Consider the following 20,372-nt stretch of genomic DNA (forward strand, 5'->3'; position numbering starts at 1 on the left):
TATGTCTTTATTTAGGATTGATGCAACCATCATAACTTTTATTAATACACTGTGTGATCAGAGACTATTGTGGCTGATCTCAATAATTATCTAGGGTTTTGTTGAATACCGGATAGGATCACCTGAACAGGGAGCTGAAATAACCTTCTTGGATCATCAGCACTTAATGTAATCGTGGTTGAGCTTTCATCATTAGCGACAACCCTGTGATTAACGGGGAGTTTATACCTCAACATATCGAACCATCTTAATCCTTCTTGCGTAAACTCCTTTTTCTTAAAATCTAAAATCGTTGCTATTAATCCCTCCTTTACATCTGTAGTTTTATAGAATGCAGCAATTTTGGCTAGGCTCAGCTTGTTGGATGATGAATTGTATTTGTATATCCTAGTGCTACAGAATACATCGAGGTCTTGTAGCGCCAAAGCATTTTGCCCAGTTGATGCGTAAGCCTCAGCCCGATTTAAAAGTGCCTCATCTGTAGTCAATACCGGAACAATTGCATATGGCCGTCCGATGGTGGCATTTGGATTATTCAGCACAAAATATTCATTCCACTTAAAAGTAGAATAATGTGGTGGCTTAACGTAATATCCAGACTTATAAGCCCACGCTCCGCCAGTAACATTGGTTGCATACATTTGATTATTTAAGGACTGACCGAAACCATACCTGGGTTGATAATTCCTGGCATAGAAAGAGGCTGTTTCAATTAGCAATAAGGTGGACGGCTCTGTTGCTTTGGTAAAATTAAGTGTCATCTCGCCAAACGTATAAGCATAATATCTTGAATTCCATGGTCTTATTACATCAGCAAACCCGTTAGGCGAGATCGCAGATACATATTGAATTACCTTATCGTATTCCTTTTTAAACAGAAAAAATCTTGCAGCAAAAGCATTAGCAGCCTCCACAGTAAAATGATATTTAGGCACTTTGTAAGCCGTATTCCTTAATAGTGGCAATCCCTCAAGCAGGTCTTTTTGGATAGCAGTATATACCGAGGCTACAGTTCCCCTATCATATTGTGCTACCACCACTTTTTCTGGTATGGTTACATACGGTATGCCGGGAGAGGTATTCGCACCTGTTGGGTCATAAGTTTTTGAATATAACGCGACTAACATAAAATGGGCGTAGGCTCGGGCTAATAAGGCTTCTCCCTTGTATGGAAGATAGGCAGATTTATCCTCAGCTTGCTCTATTGCCACTAAGGCAGCATTCGCTGAGGCGATTGCACGATAACATGCATTCCAATAAAAGGTAGGGGAGTCTTGAAAATCGATGTCATTGTCTTTCCAAAAGTACGGTAACACAAAATCTCGTTCCTCGGTTCCAATTGCAGGTCCTTTATCCTCCGCATTATCGGATGAGTTTTCCGTAAACCCGATATAGTTTGCTTCTGGATAGGCACTTGTTAATAGATTGGCAACTTTCTCAACCGTATTGAGGTCGGCACGTTGATCTGGCGCCTGTTCCAAGAATTTTTTACATCCAGCGGTGCTTATCAGTATAAGCGCAGAAATAAGTATATATAATTTTCTCATGATTTTTGTTTAAAAGCCCATTTTAAGTGATAGTGTAAATTGGCGGGGAATTGGCAATGCTACGCCACCAGAGCCAAAGAATTCTGGATCTTGACCATTTAGTTTGCTATCTGAATAAATGAGAAATAAATTGTTTCCCACTATACTGATCGATGAATTGGTTACGCCCAAAACCTTGGTGTATTTAAGTGGTATTGCATAACCCAGTATGATCTGTTTCATTCTAACAAATCCACCATCAGCTACCCTTTCTGTAGAATAATTATAGTTGTTGTAGGCATAATTTGTTTGAAAAAGAAGTGCTTGGTCCACATCAAGAATTGATGGTATATTTGTTTTAAGTTCATCACCTGGAAGTTCCCAGCGTCTTAAAAAAGCACTGGGCATTGCATCCAGATCAGAATATCTTGTTTTAAAGGCTGGCGTTAACCTTACCTTATTACCTGCTGCAAAAGTGATCAGTGTAGACAGAGTGAAGTTCTTATACTTAAAGTTATTGGAGAAACCACCTGTATAGGTAGGGTCAATCGGACCTTCATATTTTAAGTATTTGATTATGCTGCTTTGCAGGTTAACATCACCACTAATTATACCAAGGTCATTGATAAATCTTGGCGACCCATTTGATTGGCTCAAGCCCTGGAAGTCAAGTGAAAATAATCCTCTTTGTGAGTAACCTTCAACCGCACCTCCGTCAGCCCCGGTCAACCCATAAATTAGGGGTAGATTTTTAAGGTTGGTAATCTTATTTGTATTGTGCGCAAATATTAATTGCGTTGCCCAATTAAAGTTAGTTGATTTAACTACAATGGCACCAAGTGAAGCCTCAATACCGCTTGATTTCATATCAGCATAATTGGCAAGCTTAACTGATTCCCCACCAATTCCCGAAGTGGTAAAAGCGCCAATCAGGTCAAAGCTTTTCCTTCTATAGGCATCAATGGTTAAGGTTATGCGGTTACCAAATAAACCTAGATCTAAACCGATGTTCAGTTCGTTAAGCTTCTCAAAAGTTAATTCTGAATTCTCCAGCCCATCTATATATAACTTGGTTTCCTTCTCTGAAATAAATGGCCTAAGGGCACCCATGCTTCGTAGTACCTGACTCGAATTCTGCGCTGTACCCATGCTCGCAACTAAGCCATAGGTTGCCCTCAAAGATGCACGGCTAAAAATCTTCTGGATTTGTTCGCCTTGCATAAATTTTTCAGTATCGAGGTTCCAGGCACCTGAAATATTCCAAGTTGGCAACCACCTTGCCGTTGGTGATTCTCCTAAGAGGTTGGATCCATCGTATCTACCTGTTGCATTAATGCTATATTTTCCCTTGTAGGAATAGGCTCCCCTTAGTGAATAATTCAGATATCGTTCATAGCGATAGCCCATGCTATAATAATCAAAACTCGCTTCTACGTCCTTTTTAACGATGTTTGGATCAATAAAGGGAACCCCGCCTTTATCGTATTGGTATCCGTATCCATTAAATATCTTGTTCTGGCGATTGATATAACGCATCTCCTGTGCAGCAAAAAAGTTAATCAAATGATCCTCATTGATCGTCTTATCATATTCCAAGCTATTGCGGACATAGTAATTGGTAATGTTATCATCATTTGTATTATAAAATCCCCCATAAGGCAAAACCGTAACCGGTAGTGCATTAGGATCATCTGGATTCCTGTACAAGAATTTATTTGCGTTCCTTATCGTTGCGTCATTTGGATTAATACCAGCGCGGTAAGCTTCGGCCATGTTAGATGACCCAGTTACCTTATGTTCTTGAGTGGTTTTCGCAAACCTGTATGCGCCATCAAATGAATATTTTAGATCCTTGGTTAGCTTATACTTAAGTCCCCCCTGAACCTTGAAATCAATAATACTTAAGTCTAAGGTATTATTTTCGAGTTCATTTAGAATATTAAAAGGCGCATAGTTTTGAGTAAAGAACTCTCTTTTGCCATTTGCATCAAAAGGTGTTAGTGCTCTACTTGTATTTAGCGCATAATTAAATGGGTTAATATCAAAGTCACGATCGTAGGTGCCAAAAACAGGATTACCATTTCTTCCCAATGTACCTGGTGTTTGTTGTTGGCGAACAGATCCTTGGGTGATCAACTCAATGCTCAATCGGTCATTAATATCAAAGTTTGCCCGAATATTTCCTGTAAAGCGTTTTACATTATCGGCAACTGTCCATCCATTGTCCTGAAGGTAACTAGTCGAGGCATATATCTTTGACCGTTTACTTCCTGCAGAGATGCCAATAGCATGTTCCTGCATAAAAGATTGCTTAAATAGAACATCGAACCAGTCGGTATTGGCATTGGCATAACGTGTTAAGAACGCTTTCTCACTTGGCACATCGTTTTTCAGGGTGTAGCTCCCGGTAACAGGATCATAAGTGTACATCGCATTGTACATCTTGGTAAAAATGCCGCCATTTGCGCTTCGTGAGGAGTTCGCATGATTTAGCCATCCCTTGTTTTTCATTTCCAGATACACGTTTACCTGATCAGCAGAATTTAGAATATCGAAATTATCATAAGACGGCTTCATATAAGTTGAAAAGTTGCCCGTGTAGGTAACTACTGGGTTTCCATTTGTATTCTTGCCTTTTTTAGTGGTAATAATAACCACACCGTTCATTGCTCTTGCACCATACTGAGCGGTTGCCGCAGCATCTTTCAAAATATTGAAGCTCTCGATATCATCTGGATTCAAACCTGCAACTGAAGAGCCAATTAGTGTTGACGGGTCTCCTGTGGAGAGTTGATCATTCGAAATATTGACGATGTCCTCCAAGATGATGCCATCTACAACCCATAACGGCTTATTATCTCCAGAAATGGAGGTAGCCCCGCGCACCCTGATTTTTGGTGCTGCACCAAATGTGCCAGAAACATTCTGAACAGAGACCCCTGCTACCCTCCCCTCGAGCATTCTGCTAATGTCTGTTACCCCGTCACGCTTAACATCGGAAGCCTTTAAGCTTGTGGCAGCTCCAGTAAATAGTTTTTTATTGAGATCTTGGTATCCGGTAGAAACAACATTGACATCCTTTAGCTGACTTGCATCTTCCTCAAGGGAGACATTGATAATGGTCAAGCCATTTATTGGAACCTCAAGCGTCTTATAGCCGATGGAACTAAATGCCAATATTGCACCCTCTTTAACAACAATAGAGAATTCTCCACTTTCGTTGGTAGATACTGCATTGGCTATGCCCTTTTCTCGGACACTCACCCCCGGCATTATACCGCCACTCTTATCAGTAACCTTACCGGTAAGCTTCACACGCAAAAAGTAATCTATTACAGCATCTATGGCAGACTTTTGCCTTGGCTTGATCAGTATGGTTTTATCCTCAATTGTAAAAATAAGGTTCCTGCCTAGGAGAAGCCTCGCCATCACTTCCTCAATCGATGAGTTTTTAAAATCAACATCAATTGTTGCAGTTGTTTTGACCTTATCCGATGACAATAGGACATCATAACCGGCCTGCTTTCTGATTTCCTTAAATACCCTTTCCAGTGTTACATTTTTTTCCTTTAATGTAACTAGTTGACCAAAAGTGTTCGCGCTTACCTGCACAAGCGAGGCAAGCAATATGACCGTAATCAACTTCATAATTAATAACCATTTTGGTATGCAGCGAGTATGCGTACATAAAATTTTAGAATAAATTTTGTACATTTAATAATCTGTTTTTAAGCGTAGCACTACTTTGTTTAAGCACTAATAAGTACTACGCGGTGAATCCAAGAAATAATTGATTTTGATCGATGCCGGCTTGCCGGAGGTTAAACAGATAGCGAAAGGGGTGTTAGTAGCACTCCTTTTCTTTTGCCTAACCTAAAGGCTAACAGTTTAGTTGAAGTTTTCTCATGTATGGTTTAGTTGAAGCTTGTAATTTTTGACTTTATTTAATAGATCAGGATTGGTTGGTTCCTGATTAGGCTACTTTTTATATACTATAATCTTTCTTCCCTTGATTTCAAAACGTACCTCGCCTGTATGCTCAAATTTCTCAAGGATTTTTGATATTTTGTCGAAACGGCTTACCGTCCCATAATACACCACATCTTTTGCTGCCTCATCGGCATATTCGATTTTGACATCATACCACCTGGAAATCTTTCGTAGTATGCTTTCCTGTCTCTCATTAATAAACATAAAATAACCCTTCTTCCAGGCTATTGATTCCTCAACATCTACAGTTCTAACTGTTATTTCCTTTTCGGATATGGTGGATTGCATGCCAGGAGAAAGCATCTGACTTTTCTGATTATCATTTTTGGTAACTCTGACACGTCCCTCCATAAGTGTGGTTTTGGTCAGGTCCTCATCGGAATAGCTATTAATGTTGAAATATGTACCAAGAACTTCGACGTCTTGTTTCACCGTATGGACAATAAAGGGATGAAGCTTATCCTTTGACACCTCAAAATATGCTTCGCCATTTAATTCTACACGTCTGTGCTTTGATCCTGCAAAAGTGGATGGATAAGTTAATGATGAAGCCGCATTTAACCATACCATCGTTCCATCTGGCAGCCTCAGCTGCCACTCACCTCCATTGGGTGTAGAAATGGTATTTGTTTTGTTTTGATTTCCCTTTTCATTAACATTCGAAATGCCGTAAACCAGTTGGCCACTAGCGGTCTTTGAAATTGTTACCCCTTCCTGATTTGCGATATTTCCGTTTGCTGCATCTGTTAAGGATATCTTACTTCCGTTAGCTAAGGTTAAAATAGCCTTGTTACTGCCTGGGGAGAAATCTGTCGCAAAGACATGCCTCTTGTTTCTATTTATTTTGGAATAAAACGTGGAAGAGACCGCAATTAAAATGACAGCTGCAGCCGTCCAGCGGATGATGAAAAATAATTTGAGGTTTCCTTTTAACCGCGGTCTATCTGATGACAATATATCGGATAATACAGTTTCCCATTTATCTTCCATCCTAAAATTTGAACTGCCCTCTTCCTTGATGATAAGTTCTTGGATTACATTCGCAACACTTACTGGGTCAGAATTAACAAAGAACCCTAGTTCTTCTTTTTCGGATTCACTAATGGTTCCTTTTTCAAACTGATTTAACAGATAACTTATCTTTTTTTCCATGCGGTTCTGATACTAAGAAACAGAAATAGCACTTTAGGACTATCAATAATTTATTTATTTTCGAATATTTCTAAAATCATGATAAAAACCAAGACATTTACCTCAATTCCGCTCTTATTAAGATGATTCCTAATTGATTTTAGGCTTGATATCAAGGTGTTTTTAACTGTATTTGGTGAAAGATTTAAAATGTTTGCGATTTCTGGAATCGTTTTCCCTTCAGATCTGCTTAGGTTATAGATTTTCTTTCTCTGACTTGGGAGTTTATTAACCGCATCATTAATTATGCGAACAACTTCATTCAGTTGGATAGAATCTGACGTGTTGTTATCGCTTACCGGTTGGTTTAATCGAGCCGAATCTATTATTCTCCCCTCTTTAATTGTTTTTCGGAGAAACCCTAGACACTCATTTGATACAAACTTGTAGAGATAAGCCTTAACATTATCGACATGCTCCAACTTTTCACGGTGCAGCCAAACCCTTAAAAAAGCATCTTGGATAATCTCTTCAGAGGCCGTTTCAGACTTGGTAAACTTTAAGGCGAAAGACTGTAATATTGGAAGATAATTAAAAAAAAGAACTGAAAAAGATCTTTCATTCCCTTCAGAGATCTCTTTCAATAGTACTCGTTCGTTTTCAATGTTTTTAAAAACCATACACTTCCCATCGCCAATACTATTGTGACTATCTTTTCTTGGTTAGGGATCGCCAAAAAAAGATATTAGTATTAATACGTAAACATACTGTTTATTAATGCTATATTTTTTAATCGTTAATGTTCATTTTTAAGACAACCTCTACTTTGTCTTTTTAGTAGCCTTTTTGATATCACGCCAGGATAACTTAGTATTTCAAGTCTATTTAAAGTGTTAAAATAATTATATCTACTAAGGGTACCCTTTAAACAAATGCTTTTTTAAGATTCTTGATTTTGGTTAATATTTACAAATGGATAAAAATTTGCAATAGCCAAAACACATAGCTCTTGTCCAAATAACTTTTTCCACAAGGGACATATGTGCCCTGACTGTCAATATCCCCACATCAGAGGAAACAGATAAACTAAACATTTCTTGACAAATTTAAAAAAACGTTATCTTTTTATACATAGGTAATATAAAAAACAATCATAATGAAGGGGAAATATACCGCTTCAATAGTGAAATTTAAAAGCCGGCATACACCGGCTTTTCATCAACTAACTATAACTGTTATTATAATCACCTTAAAATTTTCTATTTAGTTTTACCTTTGAAACTACGGATATCAACCACTGGCAACTCTAACTCTTTAATTATTCCATCATCATCTATAAATTTAACATAGAGGGTATCTTTTTCTTTTTTTTCAGCATGGGAAAAGTTCATTCCCATAATACTGCAGACCTGATCTGCGGTTAACTTTTCTAGATTGTTGTTTCCATATTCCAATAATTTGAATCCAGGCCGTAGGCCAAACTTTTCTGCTGGTGAATCCTTCCACACCACACCTACTAAAAATTCATTCTTTTCAAACCTAAATTCAAAACCAGTCGATTTAATCGGTTCTGCTTTGTTCATCTTTTCATAGGGTTCAAAATAATATCGTTCGACGCTAAAATCAAATGTAATTTTGCCAAATTTTAGAAACTTGACGCCCAGAAGTGAATAGGGCTGGTTCGCACTTGCAACAATTGGTTGGCTGATTTTAAATTGCCCGATATACATCTCATCAAAAGCCAGCATTGTTTTTTTACTCTCATTTTCCGTTCCTGAAGCAACTTTCAAGCTAGCTCCATAACCCCGAGCTCCCACAAATTTGTCAAGAGATGTAGTGTGTGCCACATAATCGATTGTCTTTTTTGCTACACTGTATAATGAAGCATTCATGCCCGTATCAAATAATGCATCCTCAACGAAGACCTTGTCAAACTTTACAGGCAAAAGTACCGCATTCTGCCCTGCTAAAACCTTCATTCCGTGGCCAAACCTTTCATCGGGGGTAATCTTCCCTAGCTTATCGGCAATTAAAAGTTTTCTATTTTTAACATCTATCTGAAGCATTGTTGATTCAAAGGCATCAAAACCAAGAAAGCCTTGAATATTTAAACAGGCCAATTGCTCTATTTTGCTCATATCGAAAAATACGACAGGCAGGTTTGTAACTTTCGAATTCCCTATTTCTAGAAGAGGCAATATTCCCCGTTCCATTTGGCTGGTTGTATTCCCTGCATCGGTTATGCTACGGCTATCTGTTATACCAAGGCATAATTCTTTTTGTAATTCCTGTGAAATTAGTGTAGGCGCAGCAGAGTCAAGCAGAAAATTACGGACCTTACCAGCAACCTCCACATTCACGATAATCATGTCATTTACAACCTGAAACCGAATGCTGTCCCTGTGTAAAGGAATATCAATCTTTTTCAATGGCGACTGTTGTGCAATACTTGTGAGGAAAAGCACTAAAAGCAGAAGGCTAAAAATAAAATGCTTCATCAGTTCTTTTAATAGCTTTTGGCAAGTCGTAAAGCCTCAACAGCATTTACAATACCACCTGTTGCAGAAAGAGAACTAAAAGGAACGATTGTACTCTTTCCTCCTCCAGGCAACTGGGTAGTTCCCGAAACCTTGGTTACAGATTTTAACAGTATATCCTTTAACTGTAGGTAAGTTAGCCTTGGAAAACGTGACCAAACCATCGCCGCTACACCTGCGGTAACCGGACAGGCCATACTCGTCCCCTGTTTGTTCGCATATTTATTGCCCGGAACCGCGGCATAAATCTCAGTTCCAGGAGCAAAAAGATCAACTGTACTTTTGCCGTAGTTGCTAAAGCTGGCAGCCTTTCCTTCTGGTGTTGAAGCCCCTACCATTACCAAATTATTAGCCATAGTTCTGTCCAGCATCAGTGCGCTTGGAAAATAGGTGGTTTTGTCAAGATCCGTAGCATCATTTCCAGCAGCCTTAATAATTAGCACGCCTTTCTTCTGCGCATAATTAATGGCCTCATCCACCCATTTTTTTTCAGGAGAGATTGTTTTTCCAAAGCTCATGTTGATGATCTTTGCACCGTTATCAACCGCATAGCGGATTCCGTTGGCAATATCCTTGTCGTATTCGTCACCATCTGGCACCACCCTAATCATCATCAATTCTACGTTATCTGCTATGCCATCGGTTCCTAATCCATTTCCACGCTGTGCACCAATGATACTACTCACGTGCGTACCATGTTCTGAATGTGGCAAAAAGATGGCATTGTTACCGTAAAAGCGTGTAGAGTTTTCATTGGATTTATCGTCCATTAAATCCCTGTTGTCCCTACCCTTGATTTTGGCCTGTTCAAATTCTTTCTCATTTGCAACTACCATATTGCCAAACATCTTTGCGGCGTAAGGTAACAGGTGTGTAGTATCGCTTACCTTGTTGAAGGCAACTGCGGTAAGTAGGGCCGAGTGTGCAAATACTTGCATGCTATCAGCTGGTTTGAAAACAACGTAATCCGAAAGCCTTAATATCTTGCTTGGATTCTCATCCTGCATGCGTTTTAGAATAGCCTCATTTGCGGCAGCGAGCGCCTTAACAATTTCTACCGCCTTTTCTTTGGAACCTATTGCCGATTTAGTAACGACAGCCCTATAATAGACATATATAGGATTGCTGAGGTAGTCTTGAAGGTTAATACCCTCATATTTCCCACGAAGCTTCATAAATTCCCTATCCGCCTCTAAATTGGTAGCAATAATATTGGTCCTTCCATCTTTGGTTCCCAAGAAATTCCATCCATGTACATCGTCAACATAGCCGTTTCCGTCATCATCCTTACCATTTCCAGCAATTTCTTTTTTGTTAACCCAGAGTACATTTTTAAGATCTTCATGTGCAGTGTCTATGCCAGAATCCATAATGGCTACAATAATTTTCTTTTTGCTTGCAGCTTTTGGAAACTCGATATAGGCTTTGTTTAATTCTACTCCATAAACACTGTCTTTGCCAAAAGAAAGGTGCTCCCAGTTTTTCGGTATAGCAGGCTTTCCTGGCTTTTCAGTTGCCGTATTTCCCATCCCTGGAGTTGGTACAACAACCTGCGCATCGACATTTAAAATATTGCCTGTACTTAGTATTAAAGTGATATATAGTTTTGAAAACTTCATCTTGATCTTGGTTCTTTATATATTTCTGGTTAATTCGCAATAGTTTTTAGCAACATTTCCTTAAAATCCGGGTTGCTAGGATATGGGCCGTAGGAATCTACAAACTTACCTTGCTTATCAATAAAGATATAGCGGGGCATCGAATGCAGGACCAGTTTTTGTTCCAGGTTATCCTTTTCATTTTTTGTACGCACCGAAAGCAACTGAATACCTTCAAGTTTATGATCTTTCACAAATTTCTTCCATTCTGGTTTATCATCTGTTTGTTCCCAACCTATAGATAGCAATACCACATCTTTGCGGTCTTTCATTTCTTTTTTAAAGGCATCGAAATAAGGCATCTCTTTGATACAAACGCTGCACCAGGTAGCCCAGACATCTATAATCACCGCTTTCCCTTTAAAATCAGAAAATTTTACCTTTTTCCCATACTGATTAGGTAGCTCAAAATCTGGCATCGGTTTACCAGCCATTATGGGTGAATACAAAGCTTCCCACTCATTAACCTTTTTCTTAAAAGCGTCATCTTTAGACAGTCTGTTCACCTCCCTGATCAGGTCAATCATCTCCGAATCCATCATATAGCGAGTATTTCTGCTAGAGATGTTCATTCCAACATAATTGCTTTTTAACTCCTCATCAGTCAAATGGTTCATAGCATACCTTGACTGGTCGTACATGGTAGGTTCCTCTTTCCCCGAACGATAATTTAGCATGGCCACATAAGCATTGAAAAAATTAGAAAACTCACTGGTTTGTTTATTTTGAAATAGCGGATCATTGATGCTCAGTACATCCAGTAAATTATAAAAACTTTGCGGCACAGCCGATCTGTCTTTTTGGTTTCTGACAAAATCCCTACGGGCAGAGAGTTCTGCAAAATCAGCAAACACTTTATTTTCCACAGCTTTCAAGGGCTGTTGCTTAACCAGCACAGCTGCCTTTTCCCTGCAATTAAGTACTTCATTTTCAAAGTTATCCAAGCTGATGCCGCCTTTCCAAAACAATTCACTGTTCCATGCTTTTAAAATCTTTCTTTTCAGGCTATCAACGGCCGGGTTTTCCCTTTGTTCAGAGACCGGCAAGTCTGCTTTCATATTATGTCCAGATACCACACCAGAAAAAAGAAGCGTAAATGATGCAGCTATGATTAATATTTTCATTTGTTTTATATTTAATTATGGTACCAATGTAGCATCGCCGATGGCCTGCAGGTCAATATTGTGAACGGTCTTGTAGTAATTGATCACGATATTATATTTCTGCTTTACCAAACCCTTTGTGTCATTTGTAGCCTTAAGAATGGTATTATCTAATGTGGCCCTAGAGTTATTCGTGATCGCCTTAATGTAAGTTTTCAGGTCATATAGTGCGGGGTTGGTCTGGGCCTTGGCCTTGGTATCCAAAAATCCATTCACGTACATTGTCGAAGCGCTAACGGTAAGGGTATAATTACTCCCTGTTGTAAAGGTGGGCGGCATTACAACCTTGCCTGTATTGAGCATATAGTTCCAGAACTCGATATGAAGGTCTCCCTTAAACAACACTTTCTGTGCAGCTGTCATTGCATCAAAGTTTGCAGAATTGTTGCTGATGGTGATGTGATAATATCCAAGTATGGTGTTGGGTAAAGTATTTGAGGTGAGCCCTGTGTTGCTTAACGTAGCATCAGCACTATTGGGATTAACAAGCCTCTTCAAATTTTTCGCTAGTAGTACCTTAAAAGGAAGTGCCCTTTTAAGCAGGGTATCTGGATAAAAACTTAACCAGTTATTTTTAGCGAAAGGCAATACCTTTGCAACATAAGCTTCATCAGCTTGTTCGCAGGAGAATTTGGTGCTAAACAGATTATCAGTACCCAAAGCTGCAGGTACCCAAGCAAAATCAATAGCCGGATTAAACTTGTACAGAAAATAACTGTTATAATTTTTGAAAAGGGTTACGATATCAGCATCAAAAGCATTCGATCCTTGTGGCAGCGTATATTCTATTTTTGTAACACTAGGTTGTAAGGTTTCCTCTTTTTTACAGCCCAATAGCATAACCAAAAAGATTGTTATAATTAAAATTCTATTTTTCATGATCTCTAGGGATTAAGGATTTTGGACAAGTTCTGCATTGGCACGTATGGCAGTTTGGGGAATCTGCAAGGTAAACTCACTATCTCCCGGTGAGATGGTTTTTGATTGTGTTCCTGTAACCGACAATTGAATGGTATGGCTAACAGGCAAATTCCATCTTCTCAGATCGAACCAACGCTGGTCTTCGAAACACAGCTCCCTACGTCGTTCTGCCTTATAAAATTCGAATAGCGTTGTAGCATCTGTAATGTTAATAGCTTGGAACTTTGAGGTGGTAAAACGTTTGCTGCGCAAAAGGTTCAGATCAGTAAGCGCAGCCGATATTCCCTGTATATTGCCCAAAATCGCTTTTTGTATATTGGCCTCGGCCCTGTTCAGATAAGCTTCTGAAACCCTTAAGGCCTTTGCATTATTGGTGATGGCCGTGAGCGAGCCATATTTAAAACCATAATACTTATACCAATTAAGTACCCCGGTTGAAGGATTATACTCCCCAGCATAATTAAAATAAAGTACATTCCTACGATCATCTGCTTCATAGGAATCACCAAGTGAAGGTGAAACTGTAAATGCACCCTTACTAAAGAGTACCCCTGGAACGCCTGAGCCAAGAGGGGCCGATGAATATTCTTTCGAATCACCATAACCCCAATAAACCTCTGGACTAACCAATGCATTAGACATCTGATACGGCGGACTTGCCTCAGTAAATCCAGATGCTGGTAACGCAGGTACCTCATTTAAGTCTTTCAATGTAGATTTGATGGCCAAGGCTTTGTTTGCAAAATCTATACTTTTGTCCCACTGTTTCTCATATAGATAGACCCTAGATAACAAAAGACAGGCTCCACCACTACCTGGATGGTAGACATTAGAAGATGTTGTAATCTTCAATAACTCATACGCGTCCAATAAATCTTGTTCCACTTGAGCATATACCTGGGCTACAGTTGCTCTTTTAATTAGGTCTCTGGTAACATCAGATTTAAGTACCAGTGGAACCCCTAAGTCGGTATTTGGGTTAGCGCCATTTGCACTATAGGCTTTACCATAAAGATTCACCAAATTAAAATAATAAAAACTACGAAGAAATAATGCTTCTCCTTTTACTTTATTCTTTTCTGCAACAGTACCAGATACTTTGTCCAGATAGTCTAGCACCACATTACATGCTTTGATTTTTGTATAATAGATCGTATAACTGTCAGTACCGGAAGCACCTAAAACTGGCATTTCTTCGAACATTGTCTTTTTCCAAAGAAAACCTGGTGCCCATCTGGTAAGCGAGCTGATTTGTAATGGATCATTTAAGTAATTTGCCTCTACATCATCAGTAATTAAATCAATATAGGTATGGAAAGGTATGTTTGCAGGCTCACTTAGCGAGAATCCTTCTCCAAGCAGCGTCTCTGCCAGTTCTGAAATAGTGGTAGGCTTGAGCAGATTCTGACTGCTTTCTTCCAAGAATTTCTTGCATGAACCAAAAATCAATGTGCAAAAAAGGAAGATTAAAATAATATGTTTTTTCATGTCTGTCTAATTAAAAGCCCACGTTAAAGGTTAATGAATATGTCCTGGGAATTGGCAAACTGTTGCCTGAAACCTCTGGGTCTATCCCATCAAGCTTTGAGGAAGCGATATAAAATGGATTAGTAACCGATGCCTGAAGATTAAGCTGTTGTATATTTGCTTTTGAAAGCAACTTTGTAGGAATAGCATAAGTGACACCTATATTTCTGCAACGCAGGTAATTGGCGTTTACCACCCTAGCGGTCGAAAAATCATAAAGCGTATAGATTGGATAACTTGAATTGCCAATGGTGGTAAATGGGATATTAGCTGTTGGTAATGATGGAATATTGGTAGATGCCTCATCACCAGGTTTTCTCCAACGGTTGTTCAATGCCGCCGAGAGGTTCTGTGTTGGATATGGGGCAGAGAGGTTACTGTTGTTATATAAAGGCGCTAGGAACTTTTGTGCACCAAGGCTCACTACAAAGCTTGAGTTTAGACTAAATCGTTTGTAGCGGAAGTTCGTTCCGAAACCGCCTGTAAATTTCGGGTCAAGCTGACCAGCATGCCCCATCAACAAGGAAACATTCTTTTTACTTTCGTCTGTTAAAGCTGGGATATTAAAGATCGGGTAACCGGTAAGTGGGTCCAATCCCTTAAAATTAAAAGCAAAGAAACTACTAGCTGCATAACCCTCGACATAGGCATTTCCATTTGCAAGCTGAGTCCATGTGCCCAATTGGTTATTCCCAGATTTTGTTACCTCATTAAAGTTCCTTGCCGTGTTAAAGTTAATGCCCCAATTAAAATCCTTGGTAGATATTGGCGTGAAGTTCAGTGAAAGTTCATAACCGTGGTTGTTCAGGTTACCTGCATTGATGGGCATTGTAGCAACCCCATATTCTGTAGGTACAACAACCTCTGCCAAGGCATCAGTGGTTTTCTTATTGTAATATTCAAAGGTTCCCGTAACCCTGTTTTTAAGGATCGCAAAATCGACTCCCAGGTTAACGGTTGATGTTTTTTCCCATCTTAAATCAGGATAGCCAAGATTTTTGATGTTAACTATACCTTCACCAGTAACCGCGCTTAAAGAATTTCTAGGGTACTGCAATACCAATTCAGGCCCAAAGTTCTCTGCAACATTACCTTGAAAACCGTAGGTTGCCCTGATAGAAAACTGGTTTAACCAAGAAAACTTATTGTGGAAGAAATCTTCTTCCATCACGTTCCATTTGATACCTGCAGACCATATGGGCAAAAAGCGATTGTTGGTAGATTGACCAAACCTGTTAGATGCATCTGTTCTAATTGTAGTGCTAAGCACGTACCGATTGTCCCAATTATAGCTAGCTGTACCAAAATAAGACACAAAGTTAGCAGTCTGGTCAGTGATCGAAGGTATGTTATTGTATAATATTGGGCTTTGTTGAGGAGTTGAACCAATAGATATGGGCTGGTATGTTGCTGGAATCTGGGCAAAGGTACGTCCACGTTCTGGAAGATAACCAAAATTGGTCTGTGTAAGACCATCGTACTTAGAGCTCCTGATTTCTGAACCCACAAGTACCGACAGGTTATCCTTCTCACTCCTGAAATTCCTGTTGTAACCTACCGCGTTCCTAAATGTATAGGACTGGTTATTTACCGAAGTGGTATTAAGCACACCTCCTTGTGGCAGGTAGGATGCATTGTAGGCAGCCGATCCTGGAATAGCCGATCCATATGCATTCATTCTATAGGTCTGTCCAATATAATAGGACTGGGCAGCAGCATAACTTTCTCCAGTGGTCTGGCTATAGGTTATGCCAAAAACAGATTGGAAGGTAAAATCCTTTATGAATTTATAATCGAGGTTTGCCGTTGCAGTGAAATTGTTCGATTTGTTCGCATTGCCGGTATTTTCCCTTTCACTGAGTACATTAAAAGGAGTAAAATCGTTGCTCTTCTTATAAGCAAAATAACTTCCATCTTCATTAAAAGCAGGGATTGCACGACTGGTATTATAGGCGTAATTAAAAGGATTAAACTGATAGAAACCTTCTGTCTTTCCCATATTGGCGCCCATCCTAAAACCAAGTTTTAATTTTTTCGTCACATTCAACTCCAACCTAAGGTTCCCGTTATAGATTTCCTGATTGTTGCCAATCGTATTGCCTCGGCTATTGGCATAGCCCAATGAGGCATAATAAGATACCTTATCACTACCTCCAGAGGCGCTCAGTGAGTGGTTCTGACTGAAAGGATTCTGATACAAAAGGTCAAACCAATCTGTATTCATCGTTTCCAACTTTCCAACTTGTGCATTGAATTGATCAGCCGTAATGGTCTTGTTCAATAACTGCGTTAAGTATCCTTCATAAGAAAGGTTGTCTGGCGTGAACTGGAAGGTAAGTCCTCTTGCGTAGATTTCTTTGGAAACATCAATACGTTCCTTTGAGTTCATCAGGTTAAAATCACTGTATGATGGTGCGGCCGAAATAGAAAGATTGCTCACATAGTTAAATCTTGTAGGTCCACTCTTTCCTTTTTTTGTAGTGATCACAATTACCCCATTGGCAGCTTTTGTTCCATAAATAGCAGTGGCGGATGCATCCTTTAATACCGAGATATCCTGAATATCTTCAATGTTAAGGAAAGATACCGAGCTCCCAATCAAGTCGCGAATGCCATTACTACTGGTGGTATTAATCAATGAATAGTCAAACGGCAAACGATCCTGTTGGATAATTCCATCTACTACCCAAACAGGTTCTTGGTTACCCAACAAGGTGGATGTTCCACGTACCCTAACTTTTGGAGAGGAACCAATGATCCCGGTCTGGTTGGCAACAGAAACCCCTGGCAATTGTCCTTGCAACAATTGGTCTATACTGCGTACTCCTGCAACCTTAATGTCTTCAGCCTTAACGGTTGAGATTGAACCAACTAAATTTCTTTTACTAATATCCTGATAACCAGTAGAAACAGTTACCTCGCCAAGCACATTGCCCGAAGTATTGAGCTGTACGTTCTGGGTAATATCGGTAGAGCCGGCAGCATTGATTGAGGTACGAAAGGGTTCCGCACCCACGTAGCTAAAAATCAAGGTGGCACCCCTACGAATATTGATGGTATAATCGCCTTTGGCACTACTGGTTGTGGTGTGTTCTTTGGTGGCGTCCCGAATACTTGCCCCTGCAAGTGGTTTTCCCTCATCGTCGGTAACGACGCCTGAAACCGTGACCATTAGACCGAGGTATTCTCCCGACTTGGTGGTTTGCCCCACCAGCAGGATATTTACCACATTGCCATCTATCACATATTTGAGGTTAGTATCCTTAATCAGCAGCTTGATGACTTCACTAATGGGCATATCCTTTATGTTGATGGACATGGTGCCGTATTTGTCGAGTTCTTTCACATTATAAAAGAATTCCATGTCTACCTGCTTTTTAATTTCATTAAGCACGGTAGTTCTTTTTGCATCCTTAAAATTTAATGTGATCTTTCGCTCCTGAGCACTGGCTAGTTGCACGCTCCCGATGAAAAATAACATCAGCAGCAGGATTTTTTTTGGGCATGGGAATCTCCTCCCATTGATAGGTTTTGTAAAATTTTTGGTCATTTTGTTAGTTTGTAGGTTTGCTATTGTGTTGCTGGTTTTCTTTCGCTAATGATGATTTTACCACCTAAAATTCTCGTGGACAGTTCATTTGAACGTTCGATTACCGTTAGTATATCTTTGACGCTTTTTACTTTTCTCAACTTTCCGCCAAAGCGAATTGTCTTAAGCGACGGGTTTGTATATTCTACTTGCATGTCATACCATCTTCCAACCTGCTCCATAACTTCCTCTAATGGATTATCGTTAAAAACAAGCCATCCATCTTTCCATGAGGTAAATGGATAGGTATCTACTTTAGCTTTGGTCAGTTCTTCAGACACTGGAGAAAATATGGTCTGTTCTCCTGGAACTTGATAAACGGAGGCTTTGCCCTTGCGATTGACCCTGATATTTCCTTCTTCTAAAGTTGTGCTGATTACATTATTGAATGTATTCACATTGAAAGAGGTTCCAAGCACTTCAACCTGCATGCCATTCAGGTTAACCAAGAAAGGTGCATGTTTATTTTTTGTAACCTGAAAATAAGCTTCACCGTTTTCAAGATATACATTTCTATCGCCATCTGGCATTACCTTGGCAGGGTAGCGCAATTTGGTTTCCGAGTTTAGCCAAATTTGGGTACCATCAGTTAGCACCAGCCTATACTCGGCCCCTCTGGGCACCTCTATCGTATTATAGGCAATAGTAGTTGCTCCAGTTTGATCTGCATAACGCAAACCAGCAGAATCTTTTTCAATCTTCGAGCCACTGGCATCTTCTATATTTTGATCATTATTACCTAAAAGAACTGTACTCCCATCAGAAAGAATCAGTTTTGCCCTGTTATGATCTAAAACTTTTGCCTGCTGTTCAGCACCTATATTATCATCTTTCAGGGTAAGATAGAATGCAGAAAATATCAGCAAAGGAATCAATACCGCAGCGGCATACCTTAAGAAATTGTATTTTATTATTTTAACAGGGATTCCACTATCGATTTCTGTTTCTATTTTCATAAATACAGCATCAAGTTTTTCCTGTTTAATAGCAACAGGATGTACAGACAACATTAACCTCAGTTGTACCACTGCATTATCAAATTCCAGTTTATTCGAAGGATTGGTCAATAACCAAGAATTCCAAAAATGACCTAGGTTCGAATCTTGGTACTTCACCCACTTAATAAAGCGGTCATCGTTCAGGAAATCTTCCGAGGTATAGTCGGCTAATACTTTGGTCATCTGAATAGGCTGTTTAATAGATAGACTTAGCTAATTTTAAAAACACCCCATCGTTTGAGATTTTTTTAAAAAAAAATTAAAAATGGCTTATTCGATAGGCAGCAAGCATAAGGAAAAGTCCATTCCTGCCAATTTCCATAATTTTCTGTAAACTAAAAAGGGCTCTTGCAGAAAGCTTATAAGCACCTTTTACTGAAATGTCCATGATTGCAGCAATCTCATTGTAATCGAGTTCCTCAAAATAACGCAGATAAATAATTTCTTTCTGCCTAGGGCTTAGTTGATTGAGCGCATCATTTAATTTCTTCGACTGAATATCGACATCCTCTTTTTTGATATATTCTGACTCCAAGGTAAAGTTCATTACAAACTGTTCTTCGTTAAAATTATCTAAGGATTCTGTCCTATTTCCTTTTGCAATTATTGTTGACAGGTTGTTGCGAAATGAGGTAATCAAGAAAGGCTTCACTTGAACTGGCAATGCTATAGTTTCGCGATTGGTCCAGAATTTCACAAAGGTTGATTGCAATGCATCTGCAACCACATGCTCATCGGGAGTTATACGAAGCCCATAGGAAAAAAGCATCTTTGAATATTTTCCATACAATGCTGTAAAAGCTTCCCTATTACCCTGCTTTAAGGATATCCAAAGTTCAACATCAGTAGGTAAAGCTGTCATCAGACGGCAAGTTAGCAAAGTATTAGCAAAATTTCGAAATCTCCTCACCATATAGCTTGAAGGCTGTTAGTAATTACCGATCGATTTCACTGATTGCTTAACCACATCAAACTCTTCTGGCATTATTCACCGAAACTAACCCTCATAGAAAATCTAGTAACCAAATCTCTTACAATAACAAAGTAATTCCAAATTTCAAAACCAAATGCGAAATTCTCGAGGAAGAGTAAGCGGTAAAATACATTGATCTAGTTTAATTTTTTTCAGAAAGATCTCTTAAGATAACAGACGGAGTAAAAATATTTTTTTTTATGACAGCGAAACAATAGCAGAAGAATTCGGGAAGTCAGGGCTTTTTGAAATTGAAGAAGTCACAGAGAATTATTCTTTTTACCTTATAAAGTGCAAAAAGAACACGACAGAAAATCTACGGCATGAAAAAAACTGAACCTACATTGGTTTGGCCCAAT

Annotated in this window: 12 protein-coding genes; all 12 read right to left on the reverse strand. The window is 39.2% G+C overall.

All coding sequences use genetic code 11. The features are described 5' to 3' along the window. Window positions 1-86 precede the first annotated feature (86 nt). Window positions 87-1,547 carry a RagB/SusD family nutrient uptake outer membrane protein gene (locus EZ449_RS04900; protein WP_131556852.1) on the reverse strand — a complete coding sequence of 487 codons (1,461 nt, stop codon included), beginning with the start codon at window positions 1,545-1,547 and terminating at the stop codon, window positions 87-89. A 9-nt stretch (window positions 1,548-1,556) separates the two neighbouring features. Beyond that, window positions 1,557-5,174 (reverse strand): SusC/RagA family TonB-linked outer membrane protein, encoded by a 3,618-nt coding sequence (locus EZ449_RS04905; RefSeq protein ID WP_131556853.1) that lies wholly within the window; start codon window positions 5,172-5,174, stop codon window positions 1,557-1,559. Window positions 5,175-5,504: 330 nt separating this feature from the next. Continuing rightward, the gene (locus EZ449_RS04910) at window positions 5,505-6,668 is read right to left on the reverse strand and encodes a FecR family protein (protein WP_131556854.1); all 1,164 of its coding nucleotides are present in this window, start codon (window positions 6,666-6,668) and stop codon (window positions 5,505-5,507) included. Between the two features lie 50 nt (window positions 6,669-6,718). Continuing rightward, the gene (locus EZ449_RS04915) at window positions 6,719-7,291 is read right to left on the reverse strand and encodes an RNA polymerase sigma-70 factor (protein ID WP_165499698.1); all 573 of its coding nucleotides are present in this window, start codon (window positions 7,289-7,291) and stop codon (window positions 6,719-6,721) included. Between the two features lie 615 nt (window positions 7,292-7,906). Next, a complete protein-coding gene (locus EZ449_RS04920) occupies window positions 7,907-9,145 on the reverse strand; it encodes an aspartyl protease family protein (RefSeq protein WP_131556856.1) in 1,239 nt (412 codons plus the stop codon). A gap of 8 nt (window positions 9,146-9,153) precedes the next feature. After that, entirely contained in the window at window positions 9,154-10,803 is a 1,650-nt protein-coding gene (locus EZ449_RS04925; RefSeq protein ID WP_131556857.1) for a S8 family serine peptidase, read from the reverse strand. A 29-nt stretch (window positions 10,804-10,832) separates the two neighbouring features. Continuing rightward, the gene (locus tag EZ449_RS04930) at window positions 10,833-11,966 is read right to left on the reverse strand and encodes a TlpA family protein disulfide reductase (RefSeq protein WP_131556858.1); all 1,134 of its coding nucleotides are present in this window, start codon (window positions 11,964-11,966) and stop codon (window positions 10,833-10,835) included. A gap of 15 nt (window positions 11,967-11,981) precedes the next feature. After that, window positions 11,982-12,884: a hypothetical protein gene (locus EZ449_RS04935; RefSeq protein WP_131556859.1), complete on the reverse strand. Its 903-nt coding sequence runs from the start codon at window positions 12,882-12,884 to the stop codon at window positions 11,982-11,984. A gap of 12 nt (window positions 12,885-12,896) precedes the next feature. After that, entirely contained in the window at window positions 12,897-14,414 is a 1,518-nt protein-coding gene (locus EZ449_RS04940; RefSeq protein ID WP_131556860.1) for a RagB/SusD family nutrient uptake outer membrane protein, read from the reverse strand. A 10-nt stretch (window positions 14,415-14,424) separates the two neighbouring features. Next, entirely contained in the window at window positions 14,425-17,934 is a 3,510-nt protein-coding gene (locus tag EZ449_RS04945; protein WP_165499699.1) for a SusC/RagA family TonB-linked outer membrane protein, read from the reverse strand. Between the two features lie 89 nt (window positions 17,935-18,023). Beyond that, window positions 18,024-19,223 carry a FecR family protein gene (locus tag EZ449_RS04950; RefSeq protein ID WP_131556862.1) on the reverse strand — a complete coding sequence of 400 codons (1,200 nt, stop codon included), beginning with the start codon at window positions 19,221-19,223 and terminating at the stop codon, window positions 18,024-18,026. A 76-nt stretch (window positions 19,224-19,299) separates the two neighbouring features. Further along, entirely contained in the window at window positions 19,300-19,902 is a 603-nt protein-coding gene (locus EZ449_RS04955) for an RNA polymerase sigma factor (RefSeq protein WP_165499700.1), read from the reverse strand. Between the last annotated feature and the right edge of the window lie 470 nt (window positions 19,903-20,372).

Source organism: Pedobacter frigidisoli, assembly GCF_004331675.1.
GTDB lineage: Bacteria > Bacteroidota > Bacteroidia > Sphingobacteriales > Sphingobacteriaceae > Pedobacter > Pedobacter frigidisoli.